A 13,064-nucleotide genomic window follows, 5' to 3' on the forward strand; every position below is an offset into this window, starting at 1 on the left:
GCCGCCCTCGCCGTCGCCCCGCCGCACCTGCACTTTCGCGGCGTAAGCAAGCAGTACGATAACGGCGTACACGCCCTGAGCAACATCGAGCTGGAGATTAAGCACGGCGAAATCTTCGGCATCATCGGCCGCAGCGGCGCAGGTAAATCCTCGCTGCTGCGTACCATCAACCGCTTGGAACAGCCCAGCAGCGGGCAGATCCTGATCAACAACAGCGACATCGGCCAACTGGATGAAGAGCAGTTGGTGCAGCTGCGCCGCCGCATCGGCATGATCTTCCAGCACTTCAACCTGATGTCCGCCAAAACAGTCTGGCAAAACGTCGAATTGCCCTTGCGCGTGGCCGGTGTGCCGAAAGCCCAGCGGCAACAAAAAGTGCGCGAGCTGCTGGAACTGGTTGGCCTGCAAAACAAACACAAGGTCTACCCGGCGCAACTCTCCGGTGGGCAAAAACAGCGCGTTGGCATCGCCCGCGCGTTGGTGCACGCCCCGCAGATTCTACTGTGCGATGAAGCCACCAGCGCCTTGGACCCGGAAACCACCCAGTCGATCCTCGCCCTGCTCCAGCAGATCAACCAGCGTCTGGGCCTGACCATTGTGCTGATCACCCACGAGATGGCGGTGATCCGCGAAATCTGCGACCGCGTCGTGGTGCTCGAACAAGGCCATGTCGTTGAACAAGGCCCGGTCTGGCAAGTGTTCGGCGCGCCGCAGCACGAGGTCACCCAAACGCTGCTGACACCCTTGCGCCACGCCCTGCCGGACGACCTGCAAGCCCGTTTACACGCTCAGCCGACCAGCCCGGACGACGCACTGGTGCTACGCCTGCAATTTGCCGGTGACAAGGCCGAGCCGAACCTCACCGCCCTCGGCCAGGCACTCGGCGGCAGGCTGCGCCTGCTGGATGCAGGCATCGAACGGATTCAGGGCCACGCATTGGGCTACCTGCTGCTGGCGGTCAGCGGCTCAACCCACAGCCGCGAACAACTGATCCAACAGGCACAACAACTGGCCAGCCAAACGGAGGTACTGGGCTATGTCGATCCTATTTGAACGCCTGTGGCAGGGTTTTCTCGACACGTTGCTGATGGTCGGCGTGTCGTCCTTTCTAGCGCTGCTGGCAGGGATTCCGCTGGCGGTGTTTCTGGTCACCAGCGACAAAGGCGGTATCTTCGCCGCGCCCCGTCTGAATCAGGTGCTGGGCAGCATCGTCAACCTGTTCCGCTCCATCCCGTTTCTGATTTTGATGGTGGCGCTGATCCCCTTCACCCGCCTGATCGTCGGCACCACTTATGGCGTGTGGGCGGCTGTCGTCCCGCTAACCATCGCCGCTACACCGTTCTTTGCGCGCATCGCCGAAGTCAGCTTGCGCGAAGTCGACCACGGCCTGATCGAAGCCGCCCAAGCCATGGGCTGCCGCCGCTGGCATATCGTCTGGCACGTCCTGCTACCCGAAGCTCTGCCCGGCCTTATTGGCGGCTTTACCCTGACCTTAGTCACCATGATCAACTCCTCCGCCATGGCCGGCGCCATCGGCGCAGGCGGCCTCGGCGACATCGCCTACCGCTACGGCTATCAACGCTTCGACAGCCAGGTGATGTTTACCGTGATCTTCGCGCTGGTGGTGCTGGTGAGTGTGATTCAGTACGGCGGGGATCGGTTGGCGAAGGGGGTGAATCGGCGGGGGTGAGTGGGGGGATTAGGGCAGCGTAGCTGATGCTCTTTTCATGCATAAAACGGCAGTGTAGACATCACTGATTCGGGATTCTCGTCGGTGCAAGACAGTAATTCCGAGCTCTAGTTACGATTGGTTAAGGGGCGGGCTTTAGCCCGTCCCAGTGAGCGACGCGAACGATTTGAACCAGTTGTTAGAGCTTTAAGACTTCGTTTAATTGGGCAATGGCAAGAATTGTGGATGGCTCTTGATCATCAGCTTTTATGTAGTAGACGGGTATTCCACCTGCATCTTTCGTTTCTTCGATTCTGAAATCATCTCTCCAATGGGGTGACAATTTTAACTTCTCGTATACTTCATCTAGGTTTTTTGACTTATTCATATGACGCTCCTTTTTCTCTAACGCTGGAAATCAGCGGTGACGCTACGCCGCCCGCTGCATTGACTTGTTAGGCTACTTCTCATTGCTTTTGCCAATGCTATTAATTTCTGTGAAAGGCACTGCAGGATGCTGGACCTGTATTCTTTCCATATCTGGAGCCCTGTACCATTTCACAGGAGCGACTTTATTCGCTTTTTCCAAAACTATAACAGTAAAAAAAGGAGACAGACTTATCCATTAACACATCGTCCTCCAGAAAAACACCAACCCTCTTTTCTTCAAAAAATTAATGATAAAAATATTTTTAAAAAGCATCTCAACGTTTATCTTCATACGATGCCAAATTTTTCAGATAACCCATATCCTGAAGTAGCCACGACTTGAATGAATCTTTAGGCATTACCTCCCATCCAGCATGCTCGTCAACTTTTTACCATTGAAACTATAAAAATTAAATCCATATTTTGAATGAGCACTTGGTATAAGTCTCATGAGCTCAGTTGCTGCTGTTTTTGCCATCTCCGCACCTGTTCTTTTCTTTTTCCTCGATTTATTCCTTCTATATTCTTGCGCCAAGTAGTTAAAAAAAACCATATCAATTGCAGATCCCTCGATCCAATCCACAGATTCAGTGTATCCCGCCATCCATGAAAGCTTTGTACCGCCAGAATCCATAAGAAATTCGATCGTCCTATTTTGCGCTGTGTAGCAAGTACCAAGATATAACCCAGTTAATTTTCCCTTAGCATTAGCACTTCGCAAGATATTGCGAAATCTAGTGCGCGATACCAGAGTACTTTCATCATGCCCTACTGCAGTGGCCTCTTCATTACCGTGAGTAGCCAAATAAATAACATGCGTTGTACCATCTGAGCAGCGTTGATGCATTATTGTATCAAGTGATGAATCATCGCAAAACATGTCATATAAAAAAGCACTCGGATTCTCATATTGCAAAGCGGCAACTGACTCAAACAAAGCACGAACACTGTTATTTCCGTCTTGCCACCAGCGTGTTTCTACGATTGAAAATGGAGCATGAATCATTGCATAGACCTTTGATTGCACTATATATCCGGGCTAAATTGCAAAATTTAGCCCACCCCAGTGAGCGCATAAAGGGAGACAGATTTATTTTCCACGGGGAAACGCGAACAAATAAATCTGCCCTTTTCCTCTAGACGCCTTATCAAGCATTATTGAAATTAACTGGCTCAGGCCCAATATTAATTTTCTTAATCACCACCGTACCTGCGAGCTTATCGTGCCATCCTTGCTTACGCTTATCAAAAGCCACCCAAATAACTCCCAGAAAGAGTGGCAGCATTGATACGAAATAAGCGAAATATCGGCCTACCAATTGGGCTGGGCTTGCCGGGCGACCTGTAGTTGCATCGACGATTTTTGCAGAAACAGCCATTTTACCTGGGGTGGCTTGTTTAGTGATCCAGAAAGCGATTACAGCTATAGCTGGCAGCACCCAAGTTATCAGGAAGTCAGCAGGGCCAGCGATGATTGATGTGTTTTCTTCACTAAAATAACCCCACCCATATATTGATACAGTTAATGGGACTGTTATGAGCATCATCAGGATTGAATCAATGATGGCAGCGCCTGTTCTTACCCAAAAGCCAGCGTATTCTAGATCTTGATTTTGCATATTTAGAGCTTCCTTGTTTTTTCATAATTCCTACATTTTCAGCTTAGGCTGCGGTCTATTCATTAAATTTGTAGCCGCACTTCATACACTTGTAGTTATCGAGGATGTGTTCATCAACAGCACGCCCTGCTATGGCTCCGGCTGCAGCTCCGGCAGCGCCGCCTGCTAGGGCTCCCACAATTGCGCCCGCGATACTTCCGACTGCTGCGCCAGCTGCGATACCGACAGGGCCACCAAAAGCCCCCATTGCGGCACCTGCTTTGCCACCGGCAGCTGCACCACCCAGAGCCGTTGCCGCACCACCAGCAGCACCTCCTGCTCCACCGACACTAGCTCCTACACGCTTACCGTAATTCAGCTTATCGATGTTAGTTGACTGACATTTGGGGCAAGTGGGCATGTTCCTCTCCTTCACACATAACAGTAATTAGTCCGCATGCGCGTTTAACGCATAACGGTGCATTCGATCTAAATCCGCAAAGGCAAAGCAGCAGTTGACAATAAATATTTACCAAGCAAAGGCTTAAGCCAACAGACTGAATCCCTCGATGAATTCGCTTGACTGCTCGCGTTTACATGTAATTTCACGCTAAGCGCCGCGACATGAGACGAATGCACCTTGAGAATACCTAATGGCAAGTGGCCATTTCTAGAGACAATCTGAAAACCGTCCTTTCAGATTTAAGCAAGTCACGATCTGATTTGAACGCTGCAAGCCGAACAAATCTGCTCACGTCAGTTGCTTATTCGGGTCGTGATTGTGGGGATGGCCGACAGTACCGACTTCGTTGATTTCAAGATTTGAGTTGGGCGTAAGACTGCTTGGTGGATAAACCGCTGCGCGGTCTTATTCACCCTACTGGACGTGGTTAACGCCCTGCTCCGTGCACCGGGACTGTAGGGGGATCGAGACTCTTAGGTGACGCTCTTTTCATCTGCCAATTGGCGGTATGAACATCGCTGATTTCGGGATTTGAGTCTGGCGAAAGACCGCTGGTGGATAAGCCGCTTTGCGGCCTTATCCACCCTACCCTCCGCCGGTAGGATCGGGGGTGTAGATGGTGTTATTAGCCACCCACCAAGGCATGTAATCCCTTAAACCTTTACCACCCGCCGGTGGCAATCTTCCGGGCCTAGTACTTTGCCTGTGCTTGAGCACACGCTGATGGTTTGCACGGGTTCGGCTTGATCGTTATCGAGCAGTTGCGAATAGCTTTCGCCCTCGGCGAACAGATAGCGCTCGCCCCACTGGCGCAGGCTGACCACGGTGCTGTTGATCCTGTTGGGGCTGGCTGTTGGGCTGTATGGGCAGCGGATGGTGAATGCGCTGGCCGCTAGATTCAGGCGCCCGACCAGTAAATAGCTGGATGAAGGGGCTGCGCAGGGCAATTGAGCCGGTGCTACAGTAAGCGCCCTCTTTCATCTGGCTGATGAGCTCACTCATCGACCAGCCGCTTTTGTTGGTACAGCCTTATGTTTGATATCACTAGCCTGTGGCTGTTTGTTCTTGCCGTTTTTCTGCTATCCATCACGCCGGGCCCAGATATGGCCTATGTCGTGGGCCAAAGCGTGGCCAACGGCCGAAAAGCTGGGGTTATTTCTGCTGCTGGCGTCGCGCTGGGCAGTTGCACGCACGCCATTGCCAGCGTGATTGGTCTTACGGCGCTGATCGCCGCCTCGCCAGTGATGTTCTCAATCGTCAAATACGCCGGGGCGCTTTACCTGATGTACCTGGGCGGGAAGATGATTCTCGGTACATTGTCCAAAGGCGAGGTCACGCAGGATGATGCGCCATCGATTAAAAAAGATGCGCGCCTGCAGGACTTGCTCAGCAAAGGCTTTATCACCACGCTGACCAACCCCAAGGTGCTGCTGTTTTTTGTCTCGTTCTTCCCGCAATTCGTCGTGCCGGGCGGCCAACACCAGATGGAGTCCTTCCTCGTGCTGGGCCTCGCCTACACGCTGGTGGCCTTTGTCACCGACGCGATGTTTGCTGTGCTGGCAGGCAGCGCCGCTGGCGCAGTCTCCCGTAACCGCAAAATCCAGATACTGCTGGACCGAATTGTGGGCACGGCCTTTATCGCATTGGGCGTCAGGCTAGCGTTGACGCATCGTTAGTGCTCAGACGCAAAGAATTGGTTTGGGCCATTCGCGGCTAAAGCCGCTCCTACAAAATAGGGTAATACGTAGGAGCGGCTTTAGCCGCTAATAAGCGCTACTGGCACGGGTAGCCACGCGCCTTTACATCTCGTTATGCCCAGCCCTGCGCTGAGGCTTGAGAACTACCAGAACCAACCGCCACCACGGGACAGTTCTTGCTCACAGCTGCGGTACTGCGCGCCGTATTCCGAGGCGCGGGCCTGGACTTTTTGTGAGGTGGTTTTGAGCCAGGGTTTGGCGTCGTAGGTGCGGTTGCGGTAACCGCCCCAGCCTTCGTGGTAGTTGAGGTATTGGCCGTAGGCATCCCACAGGGATACGCCGTTAACTTGGCGGGTTTTGTACATAAACCAGCCCATGAAGTCGATGGCGTCAGCGAAGTTGTCCCGGTCAGCTCCCCAGCGCCCGGCTTCGCGTTTGTAATCGGCCCAGGTATCGGTTTTAGCTTGGGCGTAACCGTAGGCCGTGCTCACCCGGCCCCACGGGATAAAGCCGAGCAAGTAATAACGCCGTGGCAGTGCGTCGTGCTTGAAGGTGGACTCTTGGTACATCATCGCCATTGGCACTTGCACCGGTGCCCCCCAACGTTTTTGTGTAGCTAATGCAGCCTCATGCCATTTGGGTTTTTCACGGAAAATCGCGCAGAGGTTGTAGGGATTGGCTGGGGGCTTAGTCGCACACCCCGCAAGTGCCCCAAGCAGAAGAAGCATCCAGATACGATGCATTGAAACTGTTCCTTGAACTCCAGCAGATGGCTGGGGCTTATACAACCTTTCAAAGGGAATCTGAACCGGTAATGCACACAACTTTACCAGCGGTATCCATTCCATAAATAAGCCTGCGGGTTTTGCCCAGCCCCGCAGGCACTAGGGTTTAGAGTGTTTGCAACGCTCGCGGGCGCTGGCTGCGCTGTTCAGCTTTATGGTCGGCGGCTTTCTGCAACTGGAAGTCGAACTGCAACTCAGCATAACGACCGGCTATGCCACGGGCACCGTCTTCGCGGAAGTTTAACTCGCCCACCAGACCGTCCCGGGTGGCGTAGGCAAAGTCGTCCCACAGGTACTTGTCACCCGCCAAGTTAATTTGCGTGGTCAGGTGGCGGTAACCAGGGCTGGAGATAAAGAAGTGGATGTGTGCCGGTCGCTGGCCGTGACGCCCCAGCAAATCCAAACACGCTTGAGTCGGCCCTTGCGGGTCGCAACCATACCCGGACGGAACGATACTGCGTGCCCGGTAGCGCCCCTCAGCGTCGGTAATGATGCGGCGGCGCAGGTTGTATTCAGATTGGCTCTTGTCGAAGAACGAGTAGTTGCCCTTGGTATTGGCGTGCCACACATCAACCGTTGCCCCGGCTATAGGCTGACCGTCTAAGTCCACTACCTGCCCTTCCAGAAACATAACGATCCCAACATCGTCTTCGCTGCCATCATCCATCCGCGCGGTACCTTGCACGACTGGTGCGCCCGCCACATAAAGCGGGCCTTCAATAGTGCGCGGCGTTCCACCAGTCTGGCCTGCGGCGGCACCAATGGCATCTTGGCGCATGTCGAGAAAGCGCTCGATCCCCAACCCGGCAATCAGCAACCCTGCCTCGCTGCGCTGGCCCAAACGGTTCACGTAGTCCGCAAAGGTCCAGAACTCGTCTTCAGTCAGGTCAAAGTCTTCGATCAGTTTGGCGACGTCGTTGAGCACGCGAAACATGATCTTTTTCAGGCGCGGGTTACCGTCGTTATTGGCGAACCCAGCGGCCTCTTTGAAGAGTGCTTGAGTTTCATTGGTTTGAGCAATTCTCACAGTCATGGCTAACACCTCAAATTGTTGTTATCGGGTCGGTTCGATGGCTTCAGCGGTCGTCGCTGTGGATTGAGGAGGGATGGCGGCACAGGCCGTTGACCTCAATGTCCATGTAGGGAAACAGCGGCAGCTGCATAAGGGTGTCGTGCAGCGCCTCAACGCTGGGCACATCAAATACGCTGTAGTTGGCGTAGTGCCCTGCAATGCGCCAGAGATGCCGCCAGATGCCTTCCCGTTGCAGGCGCTGCGCCAGTTCTTTCTCGTCAGCCTTCAGCTGTGCAGCCTTAGCTGGGTCCATGTCGAGCGGCAGGTTGACCACCATCTTTACGTGAAACAGCATGTGCATTACCTCCTTGTTTAGTGGCGCTTGAAGCGGGCGAAACGCTCTTCGTCGAGGGTGATTCCCAGCCCCGCCGTACGTGGTACATGCAGGGCAAAGTCGCGGTATACGGGGGCTTCGGTGACGATTTCTTCAGTCAGCAGCAAGGGACCGAATAGCTCGGTGCCCCAGGTCAGCTGCCGGAGCGTGATAAAGGCGTGGGCCGAGGCCAGCGTGCCGACGGTTCCTTCCAGCATGGTTCCGCCGTATAAGGCGATACCGGCGGCTTCTGCGATATGAGAAGTGCGCAGCACGGCACGTGGGCCTCCGTTTTTGGCAATTTTCAGGGCGAATACCGAGGCCGCACCGTCAGCAGCCAGGCTGAAGGCATCTTCAACGCTCTCGATGGATTCATCCGCCATGATGGCCGCCGGGCTGCGTTGGTTAAGACGCACTTGCCCTGCGCGGTTAATGCGGGAGATGGGTTGCTCAATCAGGTCAATGCCGTTGTCACCCAGCACCTGACAGGCCCGCAATGCCTGGGACTCATCCCAATACTGGTTAACATCAACCCGTACACTGGCTTTGTCGCCCAGTGCCTTTTTGATCGCGATCACGTGCTTGAGGTCGTGCTCAACCGGGTTAGCACCAATCTTCAGTTTGAAGATACGGTGACGGCGAATCTCCAGCATGCACTCGGCTTCGGCAATGTCCTTGCTGGTATCACCGGAAGCCAGTGTCCAGGCCACTTCAAGGCTATCGCGTACACGCCCGCCGAGCAGCTCACTGACGGGCAATCCGAGGCGTTTGCCCTGGGCATCCAGCAGTGAGGTTTCAATGGCGGACTTGGCAAAGGTGTTGCCCTTGGCGATTTTATCCAGCCGCTGCATGGCAGCATTAATATTGCTGGCATCCATGCCAATCAACGCGGGCGCCAGATGGTGGTCGATGTTGCATTTGATGCTTTCCGGGCTTTCGTAGCCGTAAGCAAGACCACCGATTGTGGTGCCCTCACCAATGCCTTCAACCGAATCACTGCAACGCAGGCGGACAATCACTAATGTCTGCTGCTGCATGGTGTGCATCGCCAACTTGTGCGGGCGAATAGTGGGTAAATCGACGATGAACGCCTCAATGCGTTCAATCAGCACCTGACTCATGGTGAGACTCCGAAGTTAGGAAAGGATCAGCCCTGATCACCACCACCAACAGGCAGGACGGTGCCGGTGATATAGGCGGCCTCATCCGAGGCAAGGAACAGGATGGCGCCGACTTGTTCGTCGATGCTGCCGTAGCGCCTCATCAGGCTGCTGTCGACGGTCTGATCAACAATCTGCTGATACCAAACCTTCTCTTGCTCACTTTGCTCAGCGCTGTTGCGCGGGATGCGGCGCGGCGGCGCTTCTGTCCCACCCGGTGCTGTGGCATTGACGCGGATGCCATTGCCAGCATTCTCGAAAGCCAGGCACGCAGTCAGCGCGTTTACCCCGCCTTTGGCGGCACCGTACGGCACGCGGTTAACACCACGGGTGGCAATGGAGGACACATTGACGATGGCCCCACTGCCCTGCGCCTGCATGTACGGCAAAGCAGCATGGCAACACCACAACGTTGGGAACAGGGAGCGACGAACCTCGGCCTCGATTTCCTGCTCGCGGTAATGCTCAAACGGCTTGGCCCAGATGGTGCCGCCGACGTTGTTGATCAGGATGTCGATGCGCCCGAAGTGCTGCACGGCATCGGTCATGGCTTGTGCGCACTCACCGTATTGCTCCAGATCTGCCGTCAGGCACAGCAGATCCGTTTGATGCGCTTGAGCCAGCTCCAATACCAACTCGGAGCGATCAACCGCGGCAACCTGCGCACCTTCCGCCAGCAGCCGCTCAACTACGCCTCGGCCAATGCCCTGTGCCGCACCGGTTACAAAAGCCACTTTGCCGGCAAAGCGCCTGTTTCTGTCCAATCCTTGAAAACTCTTCTCGCCCATACACACCTCGCGGGGTCTGGTGATGGTTGTAATGGCTGGGCTTAACGCCCTGTTCTGGTGGCGAACAGCGTCTTAATCCGTGCTGGGAGTGAACTTCTCGTAATAGAAGTTGGATGGCGTCACGCCCTGCTCTTGCAGGTAGTGGCGGACAGCCTCAACCATCGCTGGCGGACCGCACAGGTACACATCCACATCCCCGCCATTGAGGTGGTTGGCCTCTATGTGCTGGGTGACATAGCCTTTTTGCGGATAGTGGCTCTCAGGGCTGGCGACACACGCGTTGAACGTGAAGGTAGGAATCTGCTGCGCCAGCGTCTCAAGCCTATCCAGCTCAACCAGATCAACATCACTGGTTACGCCATAGATCAGGTGCACGGGCTGATCAGTGCCAGCCACAGCGATTTTCTCCAGCATCGCCATAAACGGCGCCAGCCCTGTGCCACCGGCCAGCAACAGCAATGGGCGCTTGATCTCGCGCAGGTAGAAACTACCCAACGGCCCAGCCAGACTCAGGGCGTCACCAACCTTGGCAGACTCACTGAGAAAGCGGCTCATCAAACCACCCGGTACATTTCGGATCAGAAAACTGACTTCACCACCCTGTTGCAGCGAGCTAAAGGAATACGCCCGGCTTTGATCGCTGCCCGGCACGGTGAGATTCACGTACTGGCCCGGCAGAAAGGCCAACGATTTCAATGATTCGGCTTTGATCGACAGTACAAAGGTGCTTGCAGAAAGCACCTCAACCCGGCTGATAGCGCCCTCATAACGGGCCTGTTGGGTTTTGCATACCTCAGACCCGACTGGCACACGCACCACGCAATCACTTTGCACGCGCATCTGACAGGTCAGGACAAAACCCTCTGCGGCTTCATCATCTGTCAGCGCGTCTTCAATAAACTCTTCGCCCAGATCGTACTGGCCCGATTCGGCAAAGCATTTACAGGTCCCGCATGCGCCGTCGCGGCAATCCAACGGAATATTGATGCCTTGCCGGTAGGCCGCATCCGCCACACTTTCGTCGGTGTTAGCGCTAATAAAGCGCGTCACGCCATCCTCAAAATTGAGTGCAATTTGGTAATTCATAGGCAACCTCACCCACGCAGGCGCAAATGGCCTGCGGGCAGCAAAATCAGATGTGGTAGATATCAATGACCTGGCGGACGTAGTCGTTTTTCAGCACCACCTTCTTCGCTTTGATCTGCGGCTGCTCGCTGTGCACATCCAAAACGTAGAAACTCGTGCCGAAATAGCTGTCCGTGGTTTTGTAACGGAAGCTCAGGGTGTGCCAGTTAAAGCGCGCGTGGCAGAGCCCGTCCCGCTCCCCGGTTATCTCGATATTGCTGATGTTGTGTGAGGTGCGCGTGTCCGGCATGGTCGCGCTGGAACGCTCGGTTTTGATGCGAAACACCCGGTCTTCCAAACCGCCCCGGTTGCCGTACCAGATCAACGAAATTTCAGCCTGTGGGTCCTCGGTCAACTGATCACGGTCATCCCACGCAGGCATCCAGAATGTGGCATCCGGCGCATACAGCTCTAACCACTCATCCCACTGGCGGTCGTCCAGATAGCGCGCTTCGCGGTAGAGAAAATCACGTACGGTTTCGTAAAGGCTGCTCATTGCACATCCTCCACGGCGATCAGCTGCTGCTCAGCGTTTACGGCATCCAGCATGAGTTGCTGCCAGTACTTATGTTGCAGCACGAACAGGCCTTCATCTTCGGTGCGTATCCCGGAGAGCAACGGTTTCAGGTTGATTTCTTGGGCAGCGCTATCCGCACCTTCAACCCAGTGCTCAGCGCCACGGGACATATCGTTCCAACCGCGCCCCGAGCCGTAGCCAAGCTGGCACGAGCGGAACTCTTCAAGGTCATCCGGCGTGGCCATGCCGCTGACGTTAAAAAAGTCTTCGTACTGACGAATGCGCTGCGCCCGCGCTTCGGCACTCTCACCTTTGGGGGCGATGCAGTAGATGGTGACCTCCGTGCGATTCACATCAATCGGGCGCGCCACACGGATTTGTGAGCTGAACTGGTCCATCAGGTAGACGTTTGGATACAGGCACAGGTTGCGCGAGTTCTCGATCATCCAATCGGCGCGGGCCTGTCCATACGCCTGCACCAGTTCATCGCGACGCTCATAGGCCGGTCGGTCCTGCGGGTTGGCCCAGCGGGTCCATAGCAATAAATGGCCGTGCTCGAATGAGTAAAAACCACCGCCCTGTTTGGCCCAGCCGCCAGCGTCCATGGTTTTGATTTCTTCACCGGCTTCGCGCTGTTTGCGTTGGTTTTGCGTGGCCGCGTAGTTCCAGTGCACGGCGCTTACGTGGTAACCGTCTGCGCCGTTCTCAGCGGTCAGCTTCCAGTTGCCTTCGTAGATATAGGATGAGGAGCCACGCAGCACCTCCAGGCCCTCAGGTGACTGCTCGACAATCATGTCGATGATTTTGGCTGACTCGCCAAGGTGCTCTTTCAGCGGTTTCACGTCCGCATTCAGGCTGCCAAACAGAAAGCCCCGGTACGATTCAAAACGGGCGACCGGCGTCAGGTTATGGGAGCCATTGCAGTTGAAACTTTCGGGGTAACCCGCGTCTTTAGGGTCTTTCACCTTGAGCAGCTTGCCGCTGTTGTTGAAGGTCCAGCCGTGGAACGGGCATGTAAACGACGAACGATTGCCGCTTTTATGCCGACACAGCTGGGCCCCACGGTGGCTACAGGCGTTAAGAAAGGCGTTCAACTCGCCTTCTTTATTGCGGGCAATAAAGATTGGCTGGCGCCCCATTGTCGTGGTGAAGAAGTCGTTGATCTCGGGAATCTGACTTTCGTGGGCCAGATAAATCCAGTTGCCTTCGAAGATGTGTTTCATCTCCAGCTCAAACAGACGCCGATCCGTGAACATCTCCCGCTTGCAGCGGTAGATGCCCTTCTCCCTATCGTCCTCAAGCAAGGCATTCAGGTACTCGACACTCAGGGACATAGCCAGAGCCTCCATTGTTATTGTTCAGGCGAGGCTCAGGTTAGGCATGGGCAGACAGCGGCAATATCCACTTTGCGCAGACTGCTATCCACTTTGTGTAAGAGGAGGAAGCAC

The 13,064-nt window shown here is 55.0% G+C and carries 14 protein-coding genes and 2 pseudogenes; 3 read left to right on the plus strand and 13 right to left on the minus strand.

Going from position 1 to position 13,064, the window contains the following annotated elements:
- Positions 1–72 precede the first annotated feature (72 nt).
- Both WG219_12930 and WG219_12935 read left to right on the plus strand, forming a co-directional pair.
- Positions 73–1,053 (plus strand): annotated as a pseudogene (locus WG219_12930) (ATP-binding cassette domain-containing protein).
- Positions 1,037–1,690 (plus strand): methionine ABC transporter permease, encoded by a 654-nt coding sequence (locus tag WG219_12935; protein ID WXL24237.1) that lies wholly within the window; start codon positions 1,037–1,039, stop codon positions 1,688–1,690. Before WG219_12930 ends, WG219_12935 begins: the two are co-directional and overlap by 17 nt.
- Positions 1,691–1,868: 178 nt before the next feature.
- On the opposite strand, the gene WG219_12940 is transcribed toward WG219_12935, so the two are convergent.
- The 5 genes and pseudogenes from WG219_12940 to WG219_12960 form a co-directional block, all read right to left on the minus strand.
- The gene (locus WG219_12940; GenBank protein WXL24238.1) at positions 1,869–2,057 is read right to left on the minus strand and encodes a hypothetical protein; all 189 of its coding nucleotides are present in this window, start codon (positions 2,055–2,057) and stop codon (positions 1,869–1,871) included.
- A 399-nt stretch (positions 2,058–2,456) separates the two neighbouring features.
- The gene (locus tag WG219_12945; protein WXL24239.1) at positions 2,457–3,104 is read right to left on the minus strand and encodes a hypothetical protein; all 648 of its coding nucleotides are present in this window, start codon (positions 3,102–3,104) and stop codon (positions 2,457–2,459) included.
- 142 nt (positions 3,105–3,246) lie between these two features.
- Positions 3,247–3,717 carry an RDD family protein gene (locus WG219_12950; protein WXL24240.1) on the minus strand — a complete coding sequence of 157 codons (471 nt, stop codon included), beginning with the start codon at positions 3,715–3,717 and terminating at the stop codon, positions 3,247–3,249.
- A 55-nt stretch (positions 3,718–3,772) separates the two neighbouring features.
- Complete coding sequence (locus WG219_12955) at positions 3,773–4,117, minus strand: hypothetical protein (GenBank protein ID WXL24241.1); 345 nt, start codon at positions 4,115–4,117, stop codon at positions 3,773–3,775.
- Between the two features lie 695 nt (positions 4,118–4,812).
- Positions 4,813–4,983 (minus strand): annotated as a pseudogene (locus WG219_12960) (transcriptional regulator).
- Between the two features lie 207 nt (positions 4,984–5,190).
- Between WG219_12960 and WG219_12965 the strand changes: the two are divergent.
- Positions 5,191–5,835: a LysE family translocator gene (locus tag WG219_12965; GenBank protein WXL24242.1), complete on the plus strand. Its 645-nt coding sequence runs from the start codon at positions 5,191–5,193 to the stop codon at positions 5,833–5,835.
- A 164-nt stretch (positions 5,836–5,999) separates the two neighbouring features.
- On the opposite strand, the gene WG219_12970 is transcribed toward WG219_12965, so the two are convergent.
- The 8 genes from WG219_12970 to benA form a co-directional block, all read right to left on the minus strand.
- Positions 6,000–6,599, minus strand: a complete 600-nt coding sequence (locus tag WG219_12970) for a hypothetical protein (protein ID WXL24243.1) — start codon at positions 6,597–6,599, stop codon at positions 6,000–6,002.
- A 148-nt stretch (positions 6,600–6,747) separates the two neighbouring features.
- Entirely contained in the window at positions 6,748–7,674 is a 927-nt protein-coding gene (gene catA / locus WG219_12975) for a catechol 1,2-dioxygenase (GenBank protein WXL24244.1), read from the minus strand.
- A 43-nt stretch (positions 7,675–7,717) separates the two neighbouring features.
- Positions 7,718–8,008, minus strand: a complete 291-nt coding sequence (gene catC / locus WG219_12980) for a muconolactone Delta-isomerase (GenBank protein ID WXL24245.1) — start codon at positions 8,006–8,008, stop codon at positions 7,718–7,720.
- Positions 8,009–8,025: 17 nt separating this feature from the next.
- Positions 8,026–9,147 (minus strand): muconate cycloisomerase family protein, encoded by a 1,122-nt coding sequence (locus WG219_12985; GenBank protein ID WXL24246.1) that lies wholly within the window; start codon positions 9,145–9,147, stop codon positions 8,026–8,028.
- 26 nt (positions 9,148–9,173) lie between these two features.
- A complete protein-coding gene (locus WG219_12990; GenBank protein WXL24247.1) occupies positions 9,174–9,950 on the minus strand; it encodes a 1,6-dihydroxycyclohexa-2,4-diene-1-carboxylate dehydrogenase in 777 nt (258 codons plus the stop codon).
- Between the two features lie 96 nt (positions 9,951–10,046).
- Positions 10,047–11,060 carry a benzoate 1,2-dioxygenase electron transfer component BenC gene (gene benC / locus WG219_12995; protein WXL24248.1) on the minus strand — a complete coding sequence of 338 codons (1,014 nt, stop codon included), beginning with the start codon at positions 11,058–11,060 and terminating at the stop codon, positions 10,047–10,049.
- A gap of 46 nt (positions 11,061–11,106) precedes the next feature.
- Positions 11,107–11,595, minus strand: coding sequence for a benzoate 1,2-dioxygenase small subunit (benB, locus tag WG219_13000; protein ID WXL24249.1), 489 nt, complete (start codon positions 11,593–11,595; stop codon positions 11,107–11,109).
- Positions 11,592–12,950, minus strand: a complete 1,359-nt coding sequence (gene benA, locus WG219_13005) for a benzoate 1,2-dioxygenase large subunit (protein ID WXL24250.1) — start codon at positions 12,948–12,950, stop codon at positions 11,592–11,594. Before benA ends, benB begins: the two co-directional genes overlap by 4 nt.
- Positions 12,951–13,064 lie beyond the last annotated feature (114 nt).

Origin of the sequence: Pseudomonas mendocina, from assembly GCA_037482215.1 — a bacterium.
GTDB classification, from domain to species: domain Bacteria; phylum Pseudomonadota; class Gammaproteobacteria; order Pseudomonadales; family Pseudomonadaceae; genus Aquipseudomonas; species Aquipseudomonas mendocina_E.

Coding starts and splice junctions, on each gene's coding strand:
- catC (WXL24245.1), bottom strand. CDS start 8,008: ATGCTGTTTCACGTAAAGATGGTGGTCAACCTGCCGCTCGACATGGAC.
- WG219_12955 (WXL24241.1), bottom strand. CDS start 4,117: ATGCCCACTTGCCCCAAATGTCAGTCAACTAACATCGATAAGCTGAAT.
- WG219_12965 (WXL24242.1), top strand. CDS start 5,191: ATGTTTGATATCACTAGCCTGTGGCTGTTTGTTCTTGCCGTTTTTCTG.
- WG219_12985 (WXL24246.1), bottom strand. CDS start 9,147: ATGAGTCAGGTGCTGATTGAACGCATTGAGGCGTTCATCGTCGATTTA.
- WG219_12970 (WXL24243.1), bottom strand. CDS start 6,599: ATGCATCGTATCTGGATGCTTCTTCTGCTTGGGGCACTTGCGGGGTGT.
- benB (WXL24249.1), bottom strand. CDS start 11,595: ATGAGCAGCCTTTACGAAACCGTACGTGATTTTCTCTACCGCGAAGCG.
- catA (WXL24244.1), bottom strand. CDS start 7,674: ATGACTGTGAGAATTGCTCAAACCAATGAAACTCAAGCACTCTTCAAA.
- benA (WXL24250.1), bottom strand. CDS start 12,950: ATGTCCCTGAGTGTCGAGTACCTGAATGCCTTGCTTGAGGACGATAGG.
- benC (WXL24248.1), bottom strand. CDS start 11,060: ATGAATTACCAAATTGCACTCAATTTTGAGGATGGCGTGACGCGCTTT.
- WG219_12950 (WXL24240.1), bottom strand. CDS start 3,717: ATGCAAAATCAAGATCTAGAATACGCTGGCTTTTGGGTAAGAACAGGC.
- WG219_12940 (WXL24238.1), bottom strand. CDS start 2,057: ATGAATAAGTCAAAAAACCTAGATGAAGTATACGAGAAGTTAAAATTG.
- WG219_12945 (WXL24239.1), bottom strand. CDS start 3,104: ATGATTCATGCTCCATTTTCAATCGTAGAAACACGCTGGTGGCAAGAC.
- WG219_12935 (WXL24237.1), top strand. CDS start 1,037: ATGTCGATCCTATTTGAACGCCTGTGGCAGGGTTTTCTCGACACGTTG.